This is a genomic window from Polaribacter sp. BAL334 (assembly GCF_015767435.1).
Lineage (GTDB): Bacteria > Bacteroidota > Bacteroidia > Flavobacteriales > Flavobacteriaceae > Polaribacter.
The window spans coordinates 133288-158950 of record NZ_JADWOV010000271.1; the positions used below are offsets into that span (position 1 = coordinate 133288).

Consider the following 25663-nt stretch of genomic DNA (forward strand, 5'->3'; position numbering starts at 1 on the left):
CAGTTAGTTATTTTAAAGGAATATTTAATGCGTTTTCTAATGCTGCTTTTTTTGCAATTACATCAAGCATAGATTGAATGTAATTTTGTTGTTGTGAGTATAATTGGTTTTGTGCTTGTAACAAATCAAAACTTGAGGAGATTCCTTCAAAAAATTTGATGCGTTGTTTGTTTTCAATTCTTTCTGCCAAACCAACATTTCTTTTGGCTGTTTGATAATTTTCAATGCTAAATTGATAATCATTTTTTGCCTTTTCTGCTTGTAAACTAAGTCTTTGTTTGGTTTCTTCTAATCGTAAATCTGCATTTTCTAAGGCAATTTTAGCTTGAGCTGTTGTAGCATTTTTACCAAAACTACTGAAAATAGGTACGTTTAATCCAACTCCAAATAAGGATTGTTGAAACCAACGTTGATCATTGTTAAAAAAGGTAAAAGAATCAGAAAATGCTTGTGTTCCATAATTGATAAAAGCATTTAAACTTGGTAAATATTTACTTTTTTCAAGTTTTAACATCAATCGTTTTGTTTCACGATCGTTTTCAGCAATTTTAAAATCAATATGTTTGTCAATACTAAATGTTTCTGAAATCAAGGCTAAATTCATATTTGATGTTGCTAATCCATCCAAAGAATCTGTTAAAACTAACTTTGTATCAATAGGAGTTCCTAGTGAAAGATTCAACATTTGATAAGCAATCAATTGCATGTTTTCAACATTTTTCAATTGATTTTTTAAGTTTCCTAAAGTAATTTCCAATTGCTCAACATCTTCCTCTTCATTCAGCCCATTTTCAAAAATCTTTTTGGCATCTTGATAGTTCTTCTCTAAAATCTCAATGTTCTTTTTCAGAATTGCAACACTATTTTCAGTAACCAAAACAGTTCCATAAGCATTGATAACTGCTTCTCTAGTAATGAGTTCTGTTTTTTCTTCTGCTTGGTTAGATATTTTCAGGAAGGTTTTTGCTGCTTGTAATCCAACCAAATACGAACCATCAAAAAGTAACTGAGTGAGCGTTACAGAAGCATTCATATTTTGTTTGGTACCAAAAACAACTGGAATAAAACCATCAGGAGCTGTTGGTCTTCTGTTTGCTTGTAAATCAAAATAATCTTCAACAGTTTCAACAGTTGATGTTGTGTTATCAAAAGCTGATGCAGGCAACAATGATACAGGTTGTTTCAAAAAGTTTTGATAATCAACTTTTGCATTGATTTGCGGTAATCCAATAGTAGTTGTTTCCCAGACTTTTTCTTTGGCAGATTTACTGTCATTTCTGGCAGCTTTTGTGTTATAACTATTTTCTAACGCAAATTTGATTGCCTCATCCAAAGAAAAAGTCATCGTTTTTTCTTGTGCGCTTGCAGCCGTTAGAAAAAGAATACTTACCGCGACTAAAATTCTTTTCATGTTAATTTTCTTTTAATTGTTTTTCTAGTTGAAGAATCCCTTTTGGAGTACAAATTCCTCGCAAATGGTAATCTAAATATTGGTTCATTAACGATTTCATTACATAGTTTTTTAAAGGAAACATATCATTGTCTTTGATGCCAGTTATACCAATGAAATAAATTCTTGAAATAAAATCTACATCAATGTCTTCTCTATAAAGACCTAGTTTTACGCCTCTTTCTAAGTTTTCTAAAACGCATTTCTGCATGATTTGAAACTGTTTTTGTTTGAGTGATAAAAATAACTTTGGATAATATTTTTGCAATTGATATTGAGGAGAAGATTTTTCATCCTTTAAATGTTCCATCACCAATTTTTTAATGGCGAAGATTTCATCAATAGGATTCATGTCAATACCGCAAACATGATCAATTCCACAAGAAATTTTCTCAAACATGGTATTGGTTACAGCAGTTACTAAAGCAGTTTTGTTGCTAAAATATTTATAAAGGGTTTTTTTTGAAACACCTAAAGCATTGGCAATTTCATCCATAGTAACACTCTTAAAACCAAGGTTTAAGAATAATTCGCACGATTTTTCAATGATTGTTTCTCTCATAATTTCGGTGCAAAAATAGTAAAGGAAACTTTAGAAACAAAAAAAGTTTCCAAAGTTTTAATGATTTTTTAACATTGGAAGTTTTTTGAAGGAATTCTTTACCTTATTTTTACAAAAAATTTCAATTTTGGACATTTTACAATATCAACAGGCTTTTTTAGCGTATTTAGATTCGAAAAATTGGGTTCGAGAACCTAAAAATTTATACGAACCCATAGACTATATTTTACAATTAGGAGGCAAAAGAATGCGACCTATTCTCACTTTAATGGCTGCTGATATATTTTCATCAGACTATAAAAAGGCTTTTCCAGCAGCACTTGCAGTAGAGGTTTTTCATAATTTCACCTTGATTCATGATGATATTATGGATGAAGCTCCTTTGCGAAGAGGTAAAAAAACAGTGCATGAAAAGTGGAATCTGAATACAGGAATTCTTTCAGGAGATGCCATGTTGATTTTGGCGTATCAATTTTTTGAGAATTACGAACCAACCATTTTTCATGAATTGGCAAAATTGTTCAGCAAAACTGCTTTAGAAGTTTGTGATGGACAACAATTAGACGTTGATTTTGAAACCAGAAATGATGTAACCATTGAAGAGTATATTGAAATGATTCGTTTAAAAACCTCAGTTTTGGTGGCTGCAGCTTTAAAAATGGGCGCAATCGTTTCTGAAACAAATTCAAAAAATGCCGATTTAATTTATGATTTCGGTTTGAATTTAGGGCTAGCTTTTCAGTTGCAAGATGATTATTTAGACACTTTTGGCGATTCAGAAACCTTTGGAAAACAGATTGCAGGCGATATTATTGAGAACAAAAAAACATATTTATATCTGAAAGCATTACAATTAGCGGACAAAAAAGACCAACAAAAGCTGCAATTTTTTTACAATCAAAAAATGGAAGACAATTCATTTAAAATCAATGAAGTTACCCGAATTTTTGAATTGTATGACATTCCTCTTTTGATTAAAAATGAAATAGAATCTTTTACAGAAAAAGCATTTGAAACATTGCAAGAAATGACCATTTCTGAGGTAGACAAAGAGAAATTGAAAAATTTTGGGTTGTGGTTGATGAACAGAACTGTCTAATAATTATGCTATTTTATTTGTAAATAATTTAAAATAAATAGTACATTTGCACACCAATTCTAGGTCCTATAGCTCAGTTGGTTAGAGCACCTGACTCATAATCAGGTGGTCCCTGGTTCGAGCCCAGGTGGGACCACAACAACAAAGGTTTTATGAAATTTCGTAGAACCTTTTTTATTTTAAAAAAATGCAAGAGATAGGTTGTTATATTATTTTTAGTAAAAAGGTTGATACCTATTATGTTGGAACTTGTCATGAAAACTTATTAAATCCTGTTTTTTGCTTTCAGATGTTGTAAAAAAGCTCAAAATATCACACAAAAAACCTTCACTTATTATATAAAAATAATAAAATTTAACCACTTATTCCTCAAAGCCATACACTTATCTCATTAAAAAATCAACTGCTAAGTGAATCCTGTTTTCTTTTTTAATTACCTGAAAACCTTTTAATTTTACAGTGTAAATAATTCAATACCCCCCAGTTATGAAAACAAATTATATAAAACAGCTCTTAATAGTTTTAATCTGTTCAATAGGTTTAAATGCATCAGGAAAATATTTAGTAGAAATGTCTCACATAGAAACACTATTTGACGGATTAAATGTCATGATTTTCTTTGCTTGTTTTTTCCCTTTTTTAGTTTTGACTACAAGCATCCTAAACAAAATGTTTAGAACCATATATAAATTTGCACATCACTAAATTTAAAAACAAATCGAATTTAAGTAAGTACAATTTTTATTTCTTTACGCGGTGTTTTTACAATAATCTACGTTGAAAACAAATGAACAAAAAAGTTTCACAGAAATGTGAGGCTTTTTTATGCTTTTAAATTTCATTAAATTAGTTCGTTTTACATAGTATTTGCAAAAATTGGAATAGAGAGGAAAAGTAATTAATCAATTCTCGAAAATATAAATCACTTCTTCATGACCATCATTTTGAAGAGATTTCGTTTTTTTAAATCCGTTTTTAACATAAAATCCGTGAAGACTTAGATCTTCAATGGTGAGCCAATATTTTTGATTTGGATGTATTTTTTTAAGATTTTCTAGCCAAAAACTACCCATATTTTGACCTCTTTTTTCGGGAATAACATAAATAAATCCCACATATAAATATCCATTTTGAAACCAAAATTCGGCTACCTTTTCAGCATATTTCATATCAGGAGGGCATGTTGAAAAAACCAAACCTCCAGCAATGATTTGACTATTTTCTTCCAAAATATAGCCATTTGTGGTTGATTTTAAATCATTCCAAAAAGGCAAAATTGCTTCTTTCCAATCATCAGGAAGAATGCTAAAAAATGTTGCAAAATCAGTAGTTTTTTTAAAAATCATAGTTGTTTTTATAACAATTCCCAGGACCACAATTTATCAGAATCTTCTGCCCAGCGATCTCCAATGTCTGTTCTGTAATATCCATTATTAATAATCACATTATTGATTCTATTATACATCATTTTTTGAGCATCTTTCATCGTATTTCCAAAACCCGAAACTAGCACAGCAATTCCTGTATTTCCAGTAATCAACCATTCATCATTTATTTTTTTCAGATGCATAGGATGAACGCCTTCTTTTCCGTTTTTTTTGAAAACAACAACTGCATCTTTTGAAAATAATTCAAACGTTTTTTTGTCATCATAAGGAAATGGTGGAACCACAATGAAAGCGCCCACTTGAAATCCTTTTTTGGTATTAATTTTAAAATTTTCTCCTGAAGCAATTTTGTATAACAAATCGCCAATTGGCTCATTGATTCCTGCTCTTTGAATTAAAATCTGTGGATAACCAAATCTCGATGTAAATTCCAACGGATAAATGCCATTTCCGTTTACAATACAGTTGATATCAATGTGACCTACAAATCCGTGTTTGGCAAGCGTGTTTTGAAACTTTAACAAAGTTGCATTAAAAATAGGAGAATCTTTTGTCCAAAACATACTTGTTCCCATTTCGCCAGTAGAAACGCCCAATTCTTTTGGAAACAATTTTTTATGCTCGAAAGTTATATTGATAGGATATAAAAATTCTTTTCCATTAAAAAACGCAGAAACCGAAATTTCAACTCCTTTTACTTTTCGTTGCAATTGAAAGACGCCAAAATTATTTCCCCATGATTTTTCATAGGCTTTCAAAACTCGAATTACGTCCAAACCTTCATCATCACTACCAACAAACAATAATTGTTTGAGTTCTTGAGTTTCTCCACAAGGTTTTAAAACATACGAATTTGGATGTTGCTCAATATAAATTACAGCGTCTTTAAAAGAAGTAAACTCTTTGGAAGGAATTACTTTTATTTTGTGTTTTTGAAGTTCAGATTGTCCAAAGTTTCTATCCAATTCTAGCAAATCAGTATATGCTGTTCCACCAAAAACAATTTTTCCTTTGGCTCTTAATTCTGATGCAATTTTTCCATAACCTGTATAATCAAACACAATAATATCTGCCCAATCAACATATTTTTCCCAACGAGTTATTTTGTCAACAAAACCAAAACCAATTTCTTTAGAAGATTTGTCTTCGATAAAAAATTTTACTACATGTCCTTCTTGTTTTATAGTGTGAACAATGTCTAAAGTTTCGCCCCAACGAGAAATAAAAAGAAAATTTTTTACTGCGGGAATGATTGTTTTCAATGGTGAAAATGGATTTTTTGATGGTTCAAATTACATTACAAATGTATGTAAATTAGTCTATGTTAACTTCGGATTTTGTATTCAATAAAAAGAAATAACTCGCTATTTTTTTCAATAAAAATAGCGAGTTATAAAGAATTTTATTTTTTAAATAAATTAACTTTTGATTTTACTTTTTGGTGGATTTGGCAATTGTTCAAATCCCATATTGAAGAATGTAAATCCAAAAACGTCAGCATTTTCCTCAATAATTTTCGAAACAGGTTTTCCAGCTCCATGTCCTGCATTGGTTTCAATTCGAATTAACGTTGGGTTATTTCCTGTTTGTTTTTCTTGCAATTCAGCAGCAAATTTAAAACTATGTGCAGGCACTACTCTGTCATCATGATCGCCAGTTGTAATTAAAGTTGCAGGATATTTCACCCCTTTTTTTACATTGTGAACAGGTGAATATCCTTTCAAATAATCCAACATTTCTTTGCTGTCGTCTGCAGTTCCATAATCATAAGCCCATCCTGCACCTGCTGTAAATGTGTGATAACGCAACATGTCTAAAACACCTACAGCTGGCAATGCAACTTTCATTAAATCAGGTCTTTGTGTCATTGTTGCACCTACTAATAATCCACCATTTGAACCACCACTGATGGCTAAATATTCAGAAGAAGTGTACTTGTTTTTAATCAAATATTCAGCAGCTGCAATAAAATCATCAAACACATTTTGCTTTTTCATTTGGGTTCCTGCATCGTGCCATTTTTTTCCATATTCTCCACCACCACGTAAATTTGGAACTGCATAAACACCGCCTTGTTCCATCCAAACTGCATTTACCACACTAAAATAAGGTGTCAAACTCACATTAAATCCTCCGTAACCGTATAAAATGGTTGGGTTTTTTCCGTTCAATTTTGTGCCTTTTTTATAGGTAATCATCATTGGAATTTTTGTACCATCTTTTGAAGTATAAAATACTTGTTTACTTTCATAGTCATTGGCATCAAAATCGATGGCTGGTTTCCAATACAATTCATAGGTTCCAGTTTTGGGATTGAATTTGAATGATGAACTTGGCGTATTGTAATTTGTAAATGAAAAATACAATTCTTTAGCGTCTTTTTTTCCGCCAAAACCTCCTGCAGAACCCACTCCAGGTAGTTTTACTTCTCGAATCATTTTTCCATCAAAATCATATTGTACGATTTTAGTTACAGCATCCACCATATAATCTGCAAATAAATAAACACCTCCAGAAGTACAATTCAATACGTTTTCAGTTTCTGGAATAAAATCTTTCCAGTTTTCTGGAGTTGGATTTGACACATCAACAGTAACAACTTTTTGATTTGGCGCATTTAAATTGGTTTGTAAAAACAAGGTTGTTCCTTTGTTATCAAGTACATAAGTATCACTATTTGTATCGTTTACAATAGCAACTAATTCACTTTTTGGATTTGATAAATCTTTGATAAACAATTTATTACCTGAAGTTGAAACAGCAGCAGTAATCACTAAAAAAGTATTGTCTTCAGTAACATATCCTCCAACATATCTGTGTTTTTCTGATGGTTTTTCGCCAAAAATAACGATGTCTTCTTTTTGAGAAGTTCCTAATTTATGATAAAATAATTTGTGTTGATCTGTTTTTGCAGACAATTCACTCCTTTTAGGTTTGTCATAACTTGAGTAGTAAAATCCTTCATTTTTATAAAAAGAAACTCCCGAAAATTTCACATCAACCAAGGTGTCTTCTTTTACGTTTTTTGATTCAACATCGATAATTATTACCTTTCTCCAATCAGATCCACCTTCAGAAATGGAATATGCAGCCGTTTTTCCATCCTTAGAAAAACTTAAACTACTCAGTGAAGTACTGCCATCTTCAGAAAAAGTGTTTGGGTCTAAAAAAACTTCTGGTTCGCCTTTATCCTTTTGACGGTAAACTACAGACTGATTTTGCAATCCATCATTTTTATAAAAATACGTGTAATCTCCTTCTTTAAAAGGCGTTCCCACTTTTTCGTAATTCCATAATTCTGACAATCGATTTTTAAGTGCTTCTCTATAAGGAATATTTTTTAAATAATCGAAAGTAACTTCATTTTGAGCCTTTACCCAACTTTCAGTTTCTGCACTTTTATCATCTTCTAGCCAACGATAATTGTCGATAATTTGGGTTCCAAAAAGCGTATCAATCACTGCTTTTTTAGTAGTTTCTGGATAATTCACGATGCTATTTTTTTCTTTTTTTGATGGATTACAAGCAACGAAAATAAGGCTTGCTATGAAATGGATGAAAATAAATTTTTTGTTCATGATGAGTTTGTTTGAAGATTGTTTCAAAATTAGTTATTTTTAGATGGGATAAGTTACATAAAACCAATAATTTAACAGTTTTTAACAAATATAAAATTTCCATTTTTTTGGATATAATTTTATAAAACCACTATATTTATTAAAAATTACATCATGACAACACAATTAACCAAAGAAACTTTTTTAGAAAAAGTATTTAATTTTGAGAAATACGAAGAGTGGAAATTTGAAGGTGATAAACCTGCAATTATTGATTTTTATGCAGATTGGTGTGGACCTTGCAAAATGATTGCGCCGATTTTAGAACAACTTTCGGAAGAATATAAAGGTAAAATAGACATTTATAAAATCGACACTGAAGTTGAGCAAGAATTATCAGCAGCTTTCGGAATCAGAAGTATTCCTACAATGCTTTTTTGTCCCATGGAAGATATGCCACAAATGGCAAGTGGCGCTTTGCCAAAAGCCGAATTAGAACGTGTAATTGCGGATGTTTTGAAGGTTGAAAAACCAGTTTAATATCTCTAAACCTTCAATATTTTTAAATTTCTGTAAGGTCTCAAAGACTTTGCAGGAAAATTTTATGCATATGTTTTTTTATGCATAAGAATTTTATGTATATATTTGTTTTCGATAAATCATCCAAAAATGGGAAATCAAAAATTATACAAAGGCTCATTACAAACTATTATTTTGCAATTATTGGCGAGTAATGAAAAAATGTACGGCTATGAAATCACTCAAAAAGTAAAAGAATTGACCAAAGGCGAATTAAACATTACGGAAGGCGCTTTGTATCCTGCTTTGCATAAATTAGAAGCTGATGGTTTGCTAGATGTTGAGGTGGCAAATGTGGGAAACAGACTCAGAAAATACTACAAATTGACTGAAAATGGCAGCAAAGAAACCGCTAATAAAGTTTCGGAAATGCAAGAATTTTTGAGAACAATGCAACACTTAGTAAATCCTAAATTTAGTTTGGAATAAATTTTATGCTATGGAATTGACAAAAGAACAAATAGAAATTGTAGAACACTATTTACAAAATAGAAAAGTTGAATACCTAGATTTAAAAGTCGAAATTTTAGATCACATGATTTTGGATATTGAACAATTTATGAACAAAAATCATTCGTTTGAAAACGCACTAAAAATGACGACCATCAAATGGGAACAACATTTTAAACAACGGTCTAGTTTCTATTTTGGGATGTTTTATGCTGAATCAAAAATTGTGGTTGATAAAGCTGTTAAAGAATTCAGGCCTTTTTATTTTTTGTATTTGGCAGCATATTTATTACCTATGTTTTTTTTAAAAAACAGTGCTATTTCTTTTCAGGAACAAGAAGTAAATTTGATAAATAACCTATTGCTTTCAGCTACTTTTTTAGCATTGATTTACATGATTTACATCATTATAAAAACACAACTTTCTAAACAAAAAAGCACCTATCGTTTTATTTTAAAAACACAATATATAGCTGTTGTTTTTTTAATTATTCCTTTGTTATTAGGAAGTTTTTTAGACCATAAAGGACAACTTAGTTCCATTTTTATGTCGTTTTTGAGTGCAGGATTTATGGTAACATTTATCTGTCATCATTTTTATAAAAAGCATCAAGCAGTTATTGAAAAATATAAGCGTGTTTAATTATGAAACTCACCCAAACTCATATAGAAAATCTCTACGAATTCACTCGCAAGCATTTTGTGTATCATTATGATGTGCAAACAGAATTGGTAGATCATTTGGCCAATGATATTGAAGAAATTTGGTTAGAAAACCCGCATTTATCATTTGAAGACGCAAGAGATAAATCGTTTAAAAAATTTGGGATTTTTGGTTTTATGGATGTTATTGAAGCCAAACAAAAACAAATGAATAAACGTTATTGGAACATTCAATTACGTTTTGTAAAAGAGTGGTTTACAATGCCAAAATTGTTGACAACAATACTTATTTTCTTTGGAATTTATAGTCTATTGCAAATTAAATATTCTGAGTTTTATATTATTGGTGCACTTTTAATAGCAGTGCTTTTTGAAATGATGTATCTATACAAAGACAGAAAAGCACAAAAACAAAAAGCTGAAAAAAAAGAAAAAATCTTTTTATTAGAAGAAATTATTGGGCAAACAAAAGGAGGTGTTGTAAGTATAGGATTTGTAAATATTTTCAATTCGGTTAGATTTACAAAGATCGAGTTTAGTTCTTTAGAAAGTCATTGGCTTATATTAATTGCTTTTTGTACAACTGTTTTGATTATTCTATTTTATGTTACTTCTTACGTTATTCCTAGTAAATCAAAAGAATTACTCCAAGAAACCTATCCAGAATATAAAATGGTAAAAAATGTGTAACAATTTTACCATTTCAACTACTTATCAATCAACTAGCTAAATTTTAAACCATGATTGCACACTTTGTAAATTTAGAATGGAAACAATATTTTCGTTCTTCTTATTGGCAAAAAAGTATTTTTCTAAATATTTTATTGGGCTTTTTTGCACTCTATTTTATGGCAACTTTCTTAATCATCGGAATTGGAGGTTACTTTATTTTAAAAGAGCAATTCCCAACTCAAGATCCTTTGGTTGTTGTGAATAGCTTCTTGTTATACGCGTTTTTGGGCGATTTGATTTTTAGATACATGATGCAAAAATTGCCTGTAATGAACATCAAACCCATGTTGCTATTGCCAATTTCTAAAAATAAAATCGTTCATTTTTTATTGATAAAATCAGCGATTTCTTTTTTTAACACCTTTGCACTTTTTTTCTACATTCCTTTTGCGGTTGTGTTAATTCGAGAAGGGTATGATACTTCAGGCGTTTTAGGTTGGTTATTTAGCATGATTTTACTTACGCAATGTGCTAATTTTTTCAATTTTCTCATCAATAAAAACAATCAAGTTTTTGTAGGTTTAATTGCTTTATTGATTGTTGGTTATTTGATTCATTATTTCGAAATTTTTAATCTATCAGGTTTTGTGGGTCAAGGTTTTGATGGAGTATATGAAAACCCAATTTATGCACTCATTTTTGTGGTTTTATTGGTCTTATTATATCAAACAAACTACAAACAATTGCGCAATGAAGTCTACTTAGATGCCATCATTTCCGAAAAATCAAAAGAAGTTGCTGCTGCAGATTTATCTTTTGCAGATAGATTTGGTGATTTAGCGCCTTTTATCAAAAACGATTTGAGATTGATGATGCGAAACAAACGCACAAAATCATCCATTTGGATGTTGGTTGTTGGATTATTATATGGATTGATTTTTTACACACAACCCATTTATGCTGACATGGAAGTGATTTTTGTATTGGTAGGAATTTTTTCAACAGGTGCTTTTTTGATGAATTTTGGGCAATTTATTCCTGCTTGGGACAGCAGTTATTATAAAATGTTGATGAGCCAAAACATCAAATACGAGCGTTATTTGAAATCAAAATTCATGATTATGACCATTAGTATTGTGCTGCTTTTTGTATTGGGAATTCCTTATGTGTATTTTGGATGGAAAATTTTAGCAGTTCATTTTGCAGCCATGATCTATAACATTGGTGTAAACACACATGTAATTATGTATGGAGGTTCATTCAATAGAAAAAAAATCAATTTGGATGAAAAAGCTGCATTTAATTATCAAGGAACAGGAGCAGTTCAATGGTTGATTGGAATTCCATTAATGCTATTTCCAATGGCACTTTTTGGACTGATCAGTTGGTTGGTCAACTTTGAAACAGCTGTGATTACCTTGCTTATTTTAGGTTTTGCAGGAATCGCTTTTCACAAACAATTAATGCTTTTAATTACTAAAAAATACCAAGAATCAAAATACAAAATGATTCATGCTTTTAATCAAGAAAACTAAAATACAATGATACAAACAACTCAATTATCAAAAAAATACGGCCCAGTAGAAGTGCTTCACATAGACACTCTCGAAATTCCAACAGGACAAAGTTTTGGTTTGGTAGGAAATAATGGCGCAGGAAAAACCACTTTTTTTAACATCCTTTTGGATTTGGTTAGACCCACAACAGGTTCTATTACAAACCACGAAATTCAAGTAAATACCAGTGAAGATTGGAAAAATTTTACAGGATCTTTTATTGACGAATCTTTTTTGATTGGCTATTTAACACCTGAAGAATATTTTGAATTTATTGGTGATTTGCGAGGAATGAACAAAGCAGATGTGGACGCATTTGTAGCAAAATTTGAAGAGTTTTTCAACGGAGAAATTATTGGAAGAAAAAAATATTTGCGCGATTTAAGCAAAGGAAATCAGAAAAAAGTGGGGATTATTGCTGCAATGATGGGAAATCCAAAGTTGATTATTTTGGATGAGCCTTTTGCGAATTTAGACCCAACAACGCAAATTAGATTGAAAAAAATCATCAAAGATTTGGCTGAAAACAGAGAAATTACGGTACTTATTTCTAGTCACGATTTAACACATGTAACTGAAGTTTGTGAACGAATTGTGGTTTTAGAAAAAGGAAATGTTGTGAAAGATATTCAAACTTCTGCAGAAACTTTGCAAGAGTTGGAAAGCTATTTTGCTGTTTAAGCACCAATTTCTCAATTAATTACTATTTTTACACTCTTATTGATACTATTTTCAACAAAAATTAGTTATCAATAAGAGTTTTTAAGTTTAAAAAATAACTGTTTAACGAAGATTTATCTACGTGAAAATCACCAAAAAAATACTTGTTGTAGGATTTCTGATTATGGTTGCAATTGCTTGCGGCACTAAAAAAAATACGTTTATAAGTAGAAATTATCAAGCATTAACCACAAAATACAATGTACTTTTTAACGGTCAAGAAGCCTTAAAAAGTGGCATTGAAGAAATCAACGCAAATTATAAAGACGATTGGTTTCAAAGATTGCCTATTGAACCTATTGAATTTGAAGAAAAACGCGCAGATATGACTGAATTTGGTTTAGGCGCAGGTTTTGATTCTAACGAAAATGATGAAACCAAAAAAACACTCACAACTTTTGACAAAGCCGAAGAAAAAGCGGTAAAAGCCATTCAAGTTCACAAAATGAATATTGATGGTTTAGAGCGAAATAGACAAATTGACGATGCGTATTTATTGCTAGGAAAATCACGTTATTATCAACAACGATTTATTCCTGCTATTGAAGCGTTCAATTACGTAATTGCCAATTATCCAAATGCCAATTTGATTGCCGATACTAAAATTTGGCGCGCAAAATCAGAAATTAGAGTTGATAATGAAGAAATGGCCATTGAAACCTTAAAATTATTATTGATTGTAAGAGACACTTTAGAAGCCAATTTACCTGATGAAACCAAAGAAAATGGATACACAGCTTTAGCAATGGCTTACATAAAAAGCGACAGTATTCAAAAAGCTAAAGAAAGTTTATTGTTGGCAACAAGGACTCTAAAAGACAAAGACCAAGCTGCTAGAAATCTTTTTATTTTAGGACAATTATTTGCTGAAGAAAATAAGAAAGATTCTGCAGCTATGCAATTTAAAAAGCTCATCAATTTTAGCAACGCTCCTGAAAGATATAAAATTCATGCAGAAATTGAATTGGCAAAAAATGCCACCAACGATTCTATTGCTGCAATTTCTTTTGAAAGATTGCAAAAACTCATAAAAAATCGGGATAACAGACCTTATTTAGACGCTTTGTATTATCAAACTGGTGTTTTAAATGAGCAAAAAGATAGTATTCAGTTAGCCATGGTTGATTACAATAAATCGTTAAGAGTTCCAAATGCAAATGAAAAACAACGAACTTTTACGTATGAAAAACTAGGGAATCTTCATTTTAAAAACGCTGAATATCAAATTGCAAGTGCGTATTTTGATAGTGTTTTACAAATTTCAAAAGACAGTTTAGACATTCGAATTAGACGCATCAAAAGAAAGCAAAAAAGCTTGGCTTATTTGATTCAATTTGAAAGTTTGGTCACAAAAAATGATAGCATTTTAAAACTTACAGCATTGTCAAAAGAGGATCAAAAAGCGTTTTTTGAAAAGTATATTGAGAAAATAAAAAAAGCAGATGAAGATGCAGCTCAATTGCGTTTAAATCAATTGGCTTTTGGCAATAACAATACTTCTTTAGCATCAGCAGATAAGGGGAAATGGTATTTTTACAATCCTCAATCTTTGAGTTTTGGAGCTACTGAATTTAAGAAAATTTGGGGAAATAGAAGATTGGAAGACAATTGGAGATGGGCTGAAAAAGCAAAAAATTCGATTCAGGAAAAAGAAATTTCTGAGGTAAATCAAAAAAACGAACGCTATGATTTGGAATCATACATCAGTAAAATTCCTTCTGATAAAGTTGTGATTGATAGTTTGCATTTTCAACGAAATCAAGCATTATATGAATTAGGATTGATTTATAAAGAGCAATTCAATAATCCAAATTTGGCAAAAAAACGATTGGAAAGAGTTGCTTCTTTACAGCCAAATGAAGAATTAATTTTACCTATAAACTGGCATTTATATCAATTGGAAACCAAACTTGGAAACAACGAAAAGGCAACCGTTTATAAAAATGTCATCGTAAATGAGTATCCAGATACAAAATTTGCACAACTCATTTTAAATCCAACTGAAAAAACAATTGAAGAAGAAGTTGCAGAAACGGACATAGAAAAACAATATAAAGAGTTGTATTATTTGTACAAAGAAAGCAAATACGAAGAAGTTATTGTACAAATTGACACCATTTTACCAAGTATTTCTGCTTCAGAATTGGCGCCAAAATTCGAGCTGTTAAAAGCCTATGCCATTGGCAAATCAAAAGATAGAAATACCTATAAAATTGCGATGGAATATGTTGCTGTAAATTTTGGCAATACTGATGAAGGCAAAAAAGCAAAAGAGATTGTACTTCAATTAGAAAAACTTTCGAAAGAATAATAAACAAGGAAAACAGACTTTACACATCATGGAAAGAAATGTGATATCAAAAAACACTACCATTATTGGCGATATAAAAGCTGAAGGAGATTTTAGAATTGACGGCGTTTTAGAAGGTTCTTTGAAAACAAAAGGAAGAGTAATTATTGCTGCAGAGGCTGTTGTAAAAGGAGATGTTGAGGCATCAAATGCAGATATTGAAGGCGAATTTTCGGGAAATTTAAAGGTTGAAAAAATTTTAACGGTCAAAACCATTGCAAAAATTTCGGGAGATGTTGTTGTGGGAAAATTATCAATTGAACCTGGCGCAACTTTCAATGCATCTTGTATTATGACTGGCACTGCAAAAGTTCAAAAAAAGGAGAATGAAAAATCAAAATTATTCAAAAAAACCTTTAAATAAAGCATTACAACTTTCAGGAGCTGGACTTCAAATGGGATTGACCATTTATCTAGGTTTTTTGTTAGGAAAATGGTTGGATGCTAAATTTCAACTCACTTTTTTAACAGAAACCATTACACTTTTAGCGATTTTTTTAGCCATGTTTTCACTTATCAAACAAGCAAATAAACTCAATGACTAAGCAACTTATTTTTCAGTTTTTGGTCTTTTTTGCACTCTTTTTTACAGCATTTCATTTGCATGAATTTATTTTAAAAAATGCGACCATTGAAACGGTTTTTTCGCTCAAAAAAGTGTACCTATTTCACTTCGGATTTTCCTGGTTGATTTGTGCTCATTTTACCTTTTTTTCCACTGTTGATAAAATCTTTCCACAATTGGGTTTTATCTACTTGATTTCTATTTTTTTAAAAATTGTTATTTTTTGTATTGTCTTCTACAATCCTTTATTTACCTCAGAAAATTTACCATTTTCATCAAGAGTTTCACTCTTCATTCCAATGATTCTTTTTTTATTAACAGAGGCTTTTTTTATCGCAAAAATCTTGAAGAAAAAAGTATAGGCAATAAAACTAAAAAAAAGATTTGTTTTTTTGATTTATTACTTACCTTTGCGCCGAATTTAGAAAGCGTATTTTTACAATGAAGATTGCACAAAAATCAATCAAATTTATCTTAATAGTTGCAGTAGCCCTTTTTACATCTGTAAATTTTGCAGCTATTTCAGAAAAAAACCAAGACGATCAAAATGACGGAGGTCGTGTAAATACGAAAGAAGAAGTAGAAGCTTATATTTTACATCACATAAAAGATTCGCACGATTTTTCTTTATTTTCTTACACTTCTGATGAAGGTGAAAGAAAACACGTTGGTTTTCCTTTGCCAATTATTTTATGGACAAGTGAAGGTTTAGTTACCTTTATGTCTTCGGAATTTCATCACAATGATGATGGTCATGAAATTGTTGAAAAAGGCGGTTTTAAATTTGCTAAAATTCACTCAAAAATTTACGAATTAGACAAAGGTGCTTCAGAGGTAACTTTTGATGAAACGCATCATGCAACAAATGCTCACAAAGTATTGGATTTTTCAATTACGAAAAGTGTAGTTGGTGTTTTATTGATTGGACTTTTACTATTATTTTGGTTTTCACGTTTGGCAAGACAGTACAAAACTCAAAAAATCCCTACAGGTTTTGCAAGAGTTTTAGAGCCTTTGGTCATTTATGTTCGTGATGAAATTGCTAGACCAAATATTGGTGAAAAACATTATAGAAGATTTACAGGGTATTTATTAACTGTTTTCTTTTTCATTTGGTTGTTAAATTTAGCAGGTTTGACTCCATTAGGATTCAACGTAACAGGGCAATTAGCAGTAACAGCATGTTTGGCGATTTTTACATTGGTCATTTATTCTGTAAGTGGTACAAAAGGCTATTGGATGCACATGATTTGGATGCCTGGAGTGCCTGTATTAATTCGTCCAGTATTGGCAATTATTGAATTGGCAGGAGCTTTATTAATCAAACCATTTTCATTATTAGTGCGTTTATTCGCAAACATTTCAGCAGGTCACATTGTGGTAATGAGCTTAATCGCAATTATGTTTACACTAAAACAATCATTAGGGATTGTTGGTGCAACAGGATTGTCATTGGTATTATCATTTTTTATAACATTAATTGAGGTTTTAGTTGCTTTTTTACAAGCGTATATCTTTACAATGCTTTCAGCATTATTTATTGGTATGGCAGTAGAAGATCATGCTGAGCATCATTAATACAAATTTGTTTAATTTTTTATAAATACATTTATTATGTACAATTTAATTGGAGCAGGATTAATCGTAATCGGAGCAGGTATTGGATTAGGTCAAATTGGTGGTAAAGCAATGGAAGGTATTGCTCGTCAACCAGAAGCAACTGGAAAAATCCAAACAGCGATGATTATTATTGCTGCATTATTAGAAGGGTTAGCATTTGGTGCATTATTCTTAGGAAAATAATCCAAATCAAAACAAAAAATAGCGTTCTGTAACGGTTGGTTACAGAACCTATTTTAAAAAAATCAAACATTAAAAAATAAAATAATTCATTCATAAAATGGAAACTTTATTAAACGATTTTTCTCCAGGGTTATTTGCAGTAGTAACTATTTTGTTATTGGCATTAATCGCTTTGATGGTAAAATTTGCATGGAAACCAATTTTAAATTCTTTGGAAGAAAGAGAATCTGGAATTGAAAATGCTTTAGCAGCTGCTGAAAATGCACGTAAAGAAATGCAAAATTTGCAAGCTGATAATGAAAAATTAATCAAAGAAGCAAGAGCAGAAAGAGATGCAATGATGAAAGAAGCAAGAGAAATCAGAGATAAAATGATTGCTGATGCAAAAGAAGATGCCAAAGAAGTTACTGCAAGTTTGATTGAAAAAGCACAAGCATCTATTGAACACGAAAAACAATCTGCTTTGGCTGAAATCAAAAAGAATGTTGCTGAATTGTCAATAGGAATTGCAGAATCTGTGATTAAAAAAGAATTGTCTTCTAAAAAAGATCAATTAGAATTGGTTGAAGGTTTATTAAAAGACGTTACTTTAAATTAATTCAAGGATGAAAGATTCAAGAGCAGCATTGCGCTATGCAAAAGCAATTTTAGATTTAGCAAAAGATTCAAAAATTGAAACTAAAGTTAATGAAGATATGCAATTGGTTGCTTCCACAATTTCAGAAAATCATGATTTAAACGTCATGTTGAGAAGCCCAATCATCAAAGCAGCTGCAAAACAAAAAGTTTTAAATACGTTGTTTGAAAACAAAGTGAATGAATTGACGCTAGGTGTTTTTCATTTATTGTTAGAAAATAAGCGTTTGGATATTTTATATCCTGTAGCAAAACAATATACAATCATTTACGATTATTTAAAAAGTATTGAAATTGCAAAAGTAACCACTGCAGTTCCCATTACTAAAGAATTAGAAGACCAAGTGTTGGCTAAGATTTTGAAACTTACAGGACATGATGCTTCAATAGAAAATATTGTAAATCCTGCTATTTTAGGAGGATTTATATTACGAGTTGGAGATTTGCAATATGATGCAAGCATTTCCAACCATTTGAATAAATTGAAAAAAGAGTTTGACAACAGTCATTACATTCCAAAAATTTAATTATTACATCAAATCATAAAAGATGGCAAGTATTAAACCAGCTGAAGTATCAGCAATTTTAAAAGAACAACTTACTAACTTTAAAGTGCAAGCTTCTTTAAACGAAGTTGGGTCAGTTTTACAAGTAGGTGATGGAATTGCACGTGTTTACGGGCTTTCAAATGTGCAATATGGAGAACTTGTTGAGTTCGAAAACGGTTTGGAAGGAATCGTTTTAAACCTTGAAGAAGACAATGCTGGGGTGGTTTTATTAGGAGCTTCCACATCAATCAAAGAGGGTTCTATCGTAAAACGTACTGAAAGAATTGCAGCTCTAAAAGTAGGAGAAGGTATTGTAGGAAGAGTTGTTGACACTTTAGGAAATCCTATTGATGGTAAAGGACCAATTTCAGGAAAAACCTATGAAATGCCTTTAGAAAGAAGAGCACCTGGAGTTATTTTTAGAGAGCCAGTAACAGAACCTTTACAAACTGGTATCAAATCTATTGACGCAATGATTCCTGTAGGAAGAGGTCAACGTGAGTTGATTATTGGAGACCGTCAAACTGGAAAATCAACAGTTGCTATTGATACTATTTTAAATCAAAAAGAATTTTTTGATGCTGGAAAACCAGTATATTGTATTTATGTTGCCATTGGTCAAAAAGCGTCAACTGTTGCTGCAATCGCAAACATGTTAGAAGAAAAAGGAGCGTTGGCATACACTACAATTGTAGCTGCAAATGCTTCAGATCCTGCAGCAATGCAAGTATATGCGCCTTTTGCTGGTGCAGCAATTGGAGAATATTTTAGAGATTCTGGAAGACCAGCTTTGATTATTTATGATGATTTATCAAAACAAGCTGTAGCTTACCGTGAAATTTCATTATTATTGAGAAGACCACCAGGACGTGAGGCATATCCAGGGGACGTTTTTTACTTACACTCAAGATTGTTAGAGCGTGCTGCAAAAATCATCAACGATGATAAAATTGCGAGTGAAATGAATGATTTGCCAGATTCTTTGAAAGAAATTGTAAAAGGTGGAGGTTCATTAACTGCATTGCCAATCATTGAAACACAAGCAGGTGACGTTTCTGCATACATCCCAACAAACGTAATTTCGATTACTGATGGACAAATTTTCTTAGACGGAGATTTATTCAACTCAGGTGTTCGTCCTGCAATTAACGTAGGTATTTCTGTATCACGTGTTGGAGGAAATGCGCAGATTAAATCGATGAAAAAAGTATCAGGAACATTAAAATTAGACCAAGCACAATACCGTGAATTAGAAGCGTTTGCAAAGTTTGGATCTGATTTAGATGCTGCTACAATGAGCGTAATTTCTAAAGGACAACGTAATGTGGAAATTTTGAAACAAGCTCAAAATGATCCGTATGCTGTTGAAGATCAAATTGCAATTATCTATGCAGGTTCAAAAAACTTGTTGAGAGATGTGCCTGTAAATAAAGTAAAAAAGTTTGAAAGAGATTATATCGATTATTTGAATGCAAAACACAGAGATGTGTTAGACGTTTTAAAATCAGGAAATTTATCAAACGAAGCAATCGCTGTTTTAGAAGCAGCTGCAGCTGAAATTTCAAAACATTTTGCATAAAATAGACGTTAGTTTTAGCTTTTAGACATTAGCTCTAGAAGCTAAAAACTAATAACTAACAACTCAGAAATGGCAAATTTAAAAGAAATACGTAACAGAATTACCTCTATCAAATCTACAATGCAGATTACTTCTGCAATGAAGATGGTTTCTGCTGCAAAACTTAAAAAAGCGCAAGATGCAATTATTGCGATGAGACCTTACTCATCAAAATTAACGGAATTGTTGCAAAATTTAAGTGCAACTTTAGATGGAGATTCTGGAGGAGCTTTTGCATCTCAAAGAGAAGTTTCAAAAGTGCTTTTAGTAGTAATTACTTCCAATAGAGGTTTGTGTGGAGGTTTTAATTCATCCATCACTAAAGAAACGATTAGAACTATCAAAGAAAAATACAAAAATGTTTCTGTTGATTTGTTTACAATCGGTAAAAAAGGGGGAGATGTTTTAGGAAAGACATACAATATCATTGAAAAAAGGAATGATATTTTTGATGATTTAACGTTCAATAATGTTTCGGTTATTGCAGAAAAATTGATGGAAATGTACGTTGATGGAAGCTATGATAAAATTGAATTGGTGTATAATCAATTCAAAAACGCAGCTACTCAAATTGCTCAAGTTGAACAATATTTGCCGATAAAGCCAGTAGAAGTTTCAGCAACTTCAACGACCAATTCTGATTATATTTTTGAACCTTCTAAAGAGGAAATCGTAGAAGCGTTGATTCCAAAAGCATTGAAAACGCAATTATACAAAGCGTTGAGAGATAGTTTTGCCTCTGAACATGGAGCAAGAATGACAGCAATGCACAAAGCCACTGACAATGCAAAAGATTTAAGAGACGAATTATTGTTAACCTATAACAAAGCTAGACAAGCTTCTATTACCAACGAAATATTAGAAATAGTTGGAGGTGCAGAAGCATTGAAAAGTTAATTAAAAAATAGCTACATATAAGCGAACCAATTTGGTTCGCTTTTTTTTTGGCATACAATTTGAAATGTCTTTTTCATAACCTAAAATGATTGGCTTATGAGAACTTTAAAACTACTTTTTATACTATTAAGTACAAGTTTCATTTTCAATGCTTGTACAACGTTTTATGACGATTCTTTTGATAATTATCAGCCAAGTTTAGAGGAAGTTGTTTCTAACTATGATGTTTGGTATGTAGATATTCATAGAACCACTGGAAATGGCGATATTCCTTTTGTTTCTATAGCTTTTACACTGTCTTTTTTAAACGGAACAATGTATGCCAATAATAATATTGTAAATATTGGCAGAACAGGAAATGGTTTAGGAATCAGAGTAGGGAATTATAACACTTACAATGGATTTTTAGAAACTGTTCACACCATTGATGGCTATAATGATTTTGAAGTTTTTGTTCGCTCAAATAATGAAATTCAATTATACAATCGCAGACAAAATGTTACGTATTTTTTGATTGGATATTTGATCAATAATTTTGATTATGATCAATTATTTTACGAAAACATCGAATATTTTTTACAAGAATATAAAGCTTGGGAAAAAATAAATACAACAGGAGGAACACCAAATGCTTTTGATAATGAAAATTATTTACAATTTACTCCACAAAATATAACAACATTTTATAGTTCTCAGGATTCATTTGGCACAAATATTGACAATGTATTATGGGATTTTGAAGGAAGTTATCAAGTTTTTGATGTTGCAGGTTTTCAAAATTTAAAGATTTTAACATTAAATTATGGTGGTGGAGATATTGAAGAGTTTGAATTAACCGTTACAAATGATAGTAACATTCGTCTTTTCCACATAGATTCAAATACCAGATACGATTTTAAAGGCAGAGGATTTACACCATATTTAAAAAGTGAAAAATCTGTTAAAGATGCTCCTGAAACCGTAAGGAATGATGACAGAAAACGTACAATTATTAAAAGAGAAATTAAAGAGAGAAAATTTTTAAAATAAAGTTTGGTTAGTTGATTTTTGGTTGGCTATTTCTCAATAGCCAATTGAAAGAGAAACCGTTCAGCAATGGACGGTTTTTTCTTTGTTAATAATTGGTGTAAAATTTACCCCTGAAAAATCCATAAAAATGAGAAGTTTTACTAATTTTAAATAAACAAAAAATCCATAAACATTCATGAAAACGGCACTCATCACAGGAGCAACATCAGGCATTGGAAAAGCAACAGCAGAGTTATTTGCGAAAAATAAAATTCGATTAATTCTTTGCGGAAGAAGAGGAAAAAGATTGGATAAACTCAAAGTATTTTTAAGCGATTTTACAGAAGTAACAACTTTAAAATTCGATGTTTCCAAGAGAAAACAAGTTGCTGAAGCCATAGCATCATTGCCAGAAAGTTTCAAAAAAATTGATATTCTCATCAATAATGCAGGAAATGCTCATGGATTATCAACCATACAAGATGGAAATATATATGATTGGGATGCCATGCTTGATATCAATGTAAAAGGATTGTTATATGTTACCAAAGCAATTATTCCACAGATGATTGCTCAAAATGATGGTTTTATTGTCAATATTGGTTCCACAGCTGGAAAAGATGTTTATAAAAATGGAAATGTATATTGTGCCTCTAAATTTGCTGTAAATGCGCTGAATAAATCCATGAGATTGGATTTGAATGATTATAACATTCGCGTTTCTGCAATTCATCCAGGAATGGTTGAAACCGAGTTTTCAGAAGTTCGTTTTAAGGGCGATAAAGAAAAAGCAAAATCCGTTTATGCTGGATTTAAACCTTTACAAGCGGCTGATGTTGCTGATATTATTTACTTTGTGGTTTCAAGACCTTATCATGTAAATATTGAAGATTTAGTGGTGTATCCAACAGCGCAAGCAAGTGCAGGAGTTATAAAAAAGAATAATTAATTATTGATATTGATTACATATTTCAAAAGAACTTTTTATGAAGCTAGATTTAGATGCAAATAATTTGATAGACCAATTGTCCAAATTTATCAATTATCTAAAAACTTCTGAAAAAAAAGGATCAAAATATGATTAACGAACCCCAATAAAAAATAGTAATAAACAATAATCAATTCCAAAGTGATTAACAAGCGACTTTTGATTAAAAACCTAATTTCTCACAATGATGAGAATAGTTTTTATGACAAAAAGCGTAAAATTGAAATCGGTGAAAAAGAAGGAAAAGCCAAGTTTTTAAAACACATTTGCGCACTTTCTAATAGCAATCCTAAGAACAATTCTTACATCGTAATTGGAGTTGAGGATGAAGATAATTCGATTGTTGGTGTTGATTTTTTTGATGACAGCAAAATCCAAAATTTGATAAATGCCTATTTGACAAATCCTCCAATTGTTCAATACGAAAATATTCCTTTTCCGCATTTGAATGAAGATAAAGTAGTTGGTTTGGTAACCATTAGGCCTAATGAAGGCTTGACATCACTCAAAAAAAACATTTGGAAATATTATGGTGGTTCTGTATTTTTTAGAGATGGAAGCATTAGTATGCCCAAAGTTTTTGATATCAAAATAAAAGATGTCAATTCAGCAATTGTTGCAGCTATTGAAAATAATTCTCAAAACAACATTCAACTTACCTTGGATGGTGTATTTGATTTTATGCGAAAACGAAAGGATTATAATCCTCAATATAAGGTGTTTAAGGAATATTTTGTTTTGTGTTGGTCAGGACAGAAAAAGGTAGTAAAACAAGAAACTTTTTATTCGAGAGTGGATATAGAATTGATCAATGAGCAAGTACGTTTGTTCTTTTCAAAGCTCGATGAAGTTTCTATTGAAATCACAGAACATCAGTTTAAAATTATTGAATATGTGCATTTAGGGCTTCAAAATTCCTTTAAATATTACCAATTAGAAGAAACAATTATCGATTTTAGCAACAATACCAATTATACTATAGATTCAAAATTATTATTTGAACCGCCACAATTTGACAAGAAAGTGTTGCATCATATTTACAATGCGAACAATACCATTTTAGAAAAACTAAAAAAAGGGTTAACACTTACAAAAACGGAAGAATTGGACTTGAAAAATTTACCTGCAACGTATTTAATTTGCTATTTGAACTTATTTCACGAAGCGATTGACAAACTCAATGAGGCCAAAATATTTTTGAAAAATCATAGTGAAGAAATCTACGAAATTTACAAAGATACCTTACGAATTCTTAGAAAAGTGAAGTATAGTTAGATTTATAAAAAATCCAAAGAATCAAATTTTTGTTGTAAAATTCGTTCATCATTCACTTCCAGCCATGATTTTAAAATACTTGCATAAATGGTCCTAAAATCCACAGTATATTTCAAATCTCCATTAGAATCTAAATCAGATAAACTTGCCAATTCATTGTAAAAACCTTGTTTTTTTAGCTGATTTCCGATGATAAAAACGTTGCTTGCAGCTCCATGATCTGTTCCATTTCCAGCATTTTCTTTTACTCGTCTTCCAAATTCGGAGAAAGTAACAATCAATGTGTCATTAAATGTTCCTTGCTTTTTTAAGTCATTCACAAATGCTTCAATACTTGTTGCATAAATTTCGAGCAATCTTTTTTGCGAATTCAATTGATTTGCATGCGTATCAAAACCGCCCAAAGAAGAGAAAAACACTTTGGTCTCCAAGCCAGAATTGATCAATTTTGCAGTTGTTTTTAATTGATTTGCGAATTGATTATTTGGGTATTCTGCGTTATTTGAAGCAATTTTATTTTTCTCAAAAATGTATTTTGAGGATGATTTTGCATCAATCATTGTTTTGTATAAATATCCTAAATTGTGCTCACTCAAATGCTCATCATTATAGTGATTTAGGACATTTTTAAAATACGGATCTTGTGATAATTTGAATAAATTTGTAGGGTTTTGAGTGGCAATTCCGTTGATATTTTCTCCTTTCATCAGCAATGACAAACTATCATCAATTTCGATGGCATTGTAAGCATTTGAGCCATGTGCATCTAAATATCTTCCAACCCAACCAGTTTGCCAATATTGATTAGAATTACTGGCAGTTTGCCAAATATCTGTGGCTCTAAAATGCGAACGATCAGGATTTGGATACCCAACATTGTTGATGACCGTTAAATTTCCTTGATCATATAAGTTTTTCAAAGGCAATAAACTTGCATGAAATCCTAACGAATCTGAAACAGGAATCACATCATTTTTTGCTAAGGCAATTTTTGGTCTGCTTCTATAATAATCGTCATTTGTAAATGGAACAATCGTATTCAAACCATCATTTCCTCCTGCTAATTGAATCATTACCAAACGCTTATAACCAAAGCTTTTTGGTGAAATATTTTCAAAAGCTTTTAAAAATCCTGGAATAAAAAATAAGCCACTTGCTAGTGTAGATTGTCTTAAAAAGTCTCTTCTTTTCATATGTGCAAATTATATTTTTTATCGGTCACATATGAAATCGACTTTTTATTCAATGGTGTTTGTTTACGCAAACTTTTTTTTATTGT

The 25663-nt window shown here is 31.1% G+C and carries 26 protein-coding genes and 1 tRNA gene; 21 read left to right on the plus strand and 6 right to left on the minus strand.

All coding sequences use genetic code 11. The annotated features are described in order from the left end of the window. Positions 1–7 precede the first annotated feature (7 nt). Both IU405_RS07055 and IU405_RS07060 read right to left on the minus strand, forming a co-directional pair. Complete coding sequence (locus tag IU405_RS07055) at positions 8–1411, minus strand: TolC family protein (RefSeq protein WP_197437906.1); 1404 nt, start codon at positions 1409–1411, stop codon at positions 8–10. Position 1412: 1 nt separating this feature from the next. Continuing rightward, positions 1413–2012, minus strand: coding sequence for a TetR/AcrR family transcriptional regulator (locus IU405_RS07060; RefSeq protein WP_197437907.1), 600 nt, complete (start codon positions 2010–2012; stop codon positions 1413–1415). Between the two features lie 127 nt (positions 2013–2139). Between IU405_RS07060 and IU405_RS07065 the strand changes: the two genes are divergently transcribed. Both IU405_RS07065 and IU405_RS07070 read left to right on the plus strand, forming a co-directional pair. After that, entirely contained in the window at positions 2140–3111 is a 972-nt protein-coding gene (locus IU405_RS07065) for a polyprenyl synthetase family protein (RefSeq protein WP_197437908.1), read from the plus strand. 62 nt (positions 3112–3173) lie between these two features. Then, a tRNA-Ile gene (locus tag IU405_RS07070) sits at positions 3174–3247 on the plus strand. A gap of 766 nt (positions 3248–4013) precedes the next feature. Here IU405_RS07070 and IU405_RS07075 read toward each other — a convergent pair. From IU405_RS07075 to IU405_RS07085, 3 genes are all read right to left on the minus strand, one after another. Next, positions 4014–4457 carry a GNAT family N-acetyltransferase gene (locus IU405_RS07075; RefSeq protein WP_197437909.1) on the minus strand — a complete coding sequence of 148 codons (444 nt, stop codon included), beginning with the start codon at positions 4455–4457 and terminating at the stop codon, positions 4014–4016. An 8-nt stretch (positions 4458–4465) separates the two neighbouring features. After that, positions 4466–5761 (minus strand): phosphoribosylamine--glycine ligase, encoded by a 1296-nt coding sequence (locus tag IU405_RS07080; protein WP_197437910.1) that lies wholly within the window; start codon positions 5759–5761, stop codon positions 4466–4468. 156 nt (positions 5762–5917) lie between these two features. Next, a complete protein-coding gene (locus IU405_RS07085; protein ID WP_197437911.1) occupies positions 5918–8077 on the minus strand; it encodes a prolyl oligopeptidase family serine peptidase in 2160 nt (719 codons plus the stop codon). A gap of 153 nt (positions 8078–8230) precedes the next feature. On the opposite strand from IU405_RS07085, the gene trxA reads away from it, so the two are divergent. From trxA to IU405_RS07175, 19 genes are all read left to right on the plus strand, one after another. After that, on the plus strand, positions 8231–8596 hold the full coding sequence (gene trxA / locus IU405_RS07090) for a thioredoxin (RefSeq protein ID WP_197437912.1): 366 nt from the start codon (positions 8231–8233) through the stop codon (positions 8594–8596). A 129-nt stretch (positions 8597–8725) separates the two neighbouring features. Beyond that, positions 8726–9064, plus strand: coding sequence for a PadR family transcriptional regulator (locus IU405_RS07095; protein WP_197437913.1), 339 nt, complete (start codon positions 8726–8728; stop codon positions 9062–9064). A gap of 10 nt (positions 9065–9074) precedes the next feature. Next, the gene (locus tag IU405_RS07100) at positions 9075–9728 is read left to right on the plus strand and encodes a hypothetical protein (RefSeq protein ID WP_197437914.1); all 654 of its coding nucleotides are present in this window, start codon (positions 9075–9077) and stop codon (positions 9726–9728) included. Positions 9729–9730: 2 nt separating this feature from the next. Further along, positions 9731–10438 (plus strand): hypothetical protein, encoded by a 708-nt coding sequence (locus tag IU405_RS07105; protein ID WP_197437915.1) that lies wholly within the window; start codon positions 9731–9733, stop codon positions 10436–10438. A 50-nt stretch (positions 10439–10488) separates the two neighbouring features. Continuing rightward, complete coding sequence (locus IU405_RS07110; protein ID WP_197437916.1) at positions 10489–11955, plus strand: DUF5687 family protein; 1467 nt, start codon at positions 10489–10491, stop codon at positions 11953–11955. Between the two features lie 6 nt (positions 11956–11961). Next, positions 11962–12657: an ABC transporter ATP-binding protein gene (locus IU405_RS07115; RefSeq protein WP_197437917.1), complete on the plus strand. Its 696-nt coding sequence runs from the start codon at positions 11962–11964 to the stop codon at positions 12655–12657. 121 nt (positions 12658–12778) lie between these two features. After that, complete coding sequence (locus IU405_RS07120; RefSeq protein ID WP_317193353.1) at positions 12779–15007, plus strand: tetratricopeptide repeat protein; 2229 nt, start codon at positions 12779–12781, stop codon at positions 15005–15007. A 28-nt stretch (positions 15008–15035) separates the two neighbouring features. Beyond that, entirely contained in the window at positions 15036–15410 is a 375-nt protein-coding gene (locus tag IU405_RS07125) for a polymer-forming cytoskeletal protein (protein ID WP_197437918.1), read from the plus strand. Then, on the plus strand, positions 15373–15591 hold the full coding sequence (locus tag IU405_RS07130) for an AtpZ/AtpI family protein (RefSeq protein ID WP_197437919.1): 219 nt from the start codon (positions 15373–15375) through the stop codon (positions 15589–15591). Before IU405_RS07125 ends, IU405_RS07130 begins: the two co-directional genes overlap by 38 nt. Further along, positions 15584–15973 (plus strand): DUF6168 family protein, encoded by a 390-nt coding sequence (locus IU405_RS15670; protein WP_231749587.1) that lies wholly within the window; start codon positions 15584–15586, stop codon positions 15971–15973. The genes IU405_RS07130 and IU405_RS15670 overlap by 8 nt, the downstream gene beginning before the upstream one ends. 79 nt (positions 15974–16052) lie before the next feature. Then, a complete protein-coding gene (atpB, locus tag IU405_RS07135) occupies positions 16053–17189 on the plus strand; it encodes a F0F1 ATP synthase subunit A (RefSeq protein ID WP_197437920.1) in 1137 nt (378 codons plus the stop codon). Positions 17190–17225: 36 nt separating this feature from the next. Then, positions 17226–17414: an ATP synthase F0 subunit C gene (gene atpE / locus IU405_RS07140; protein WP_013993139.1), complete on the plus strand. Its 189-nt coding sequence runs from the start codon at positions 17226–17228 to the stop codon at positions 17412–17414. A 97-nt stretch (positions 17415–17511) separates the two neighbouring features. Then, positions 17512–18012, plus strand: a complete 501-nt coding sequence (locus IU405_RS07145; RefSeq protein ID WP_197437921.1) for a F0F1 ATP synthase subunit B — start codon at positions 17512–17514, stop codon at positions 18010–18012. A 7-nt stretch (positions 18013–18019) separates the two neighbouring features. Continuing rightward, positions 18020–18577, plus strand: a complete 558-nt coding sequence (gene atpH / locus IU405_RS07150; protein WP_197437922.1) for an ATP synthase F1 subunit delta — start codon at positions 18020–18022, stop codon at positions 18575–18577. A gap of 22 nt (positions 18578–18599) precedes the next feature. Beyond that, the gene (gene atpA, locus IU405_RS07155; protein WP_197437923.1) at positions 18600–20177 is read left to right on the plus strand and encodes a F0F1 ATP synthase subunit alpha; all 1578 of its coding nucleotides are present in this window, start codon (positions 18600–18602) and stop codon (positions 20175–20177) included. A 69-nt stretch (positions 20178–20246) separates the two neighbouring features. Continuing rightward, positions 20247–21113, plus strand: a complete 867-nt coding sequence (atpG, locus tag IU405_RS07160) for an ATP synthase F1 subunit gamma (RefSeq protein WP_197437924.1) — start codon at positions 20247–20249, stop codon at positions 21111–21113. 96 nt (positions 21114–21209) lie between these two features. Then, complete coding sequence (locus tag IU405_RS07165) at positions 21210–22142, plus strand: hypothetical protein (protein ID WP_197437925.1); 933 nt, start codon at positions 21210–21212, stop codon at positions 22140–22142. Between the two features lie 175 nt (positions 22143–22317). Next, entirely contained in the window at positions 22318–23070 is a 753-nt protein-coding gene (locus tag IU405_RS07170) for an SDR family NAD(P)-dependent oxidoreductase (protein ID WP_197437926.1), read from the plus strand. Positions 23071–23250: 180 nt separating this feature from the next. Next, entirely contained in the window at positions 23251–24384 is a 1134-nt protein-coding gene (locus IU405_RS07175; protein WP_197437927.1) for an ATP-binding protein, read from the plus strand. Positions 24385–24386: 2 nt separating this feature from the next. Here IU405_RS07175 and IU405_RS07180 read toward each other — a convergent pair whose 3' ends face one another. Continuing rightward, a complete protein-coding gene (locus IU405_RS07180; RefSeq protein WP_197437928.1) occupies positions 24387–25577 on the minus strand; it encodes a DUF1501 domain-containing protein in 1191 nt (396 codons plus the stop codon). Positions 25578–25663 lie beyond the last annotated feature (86 nt).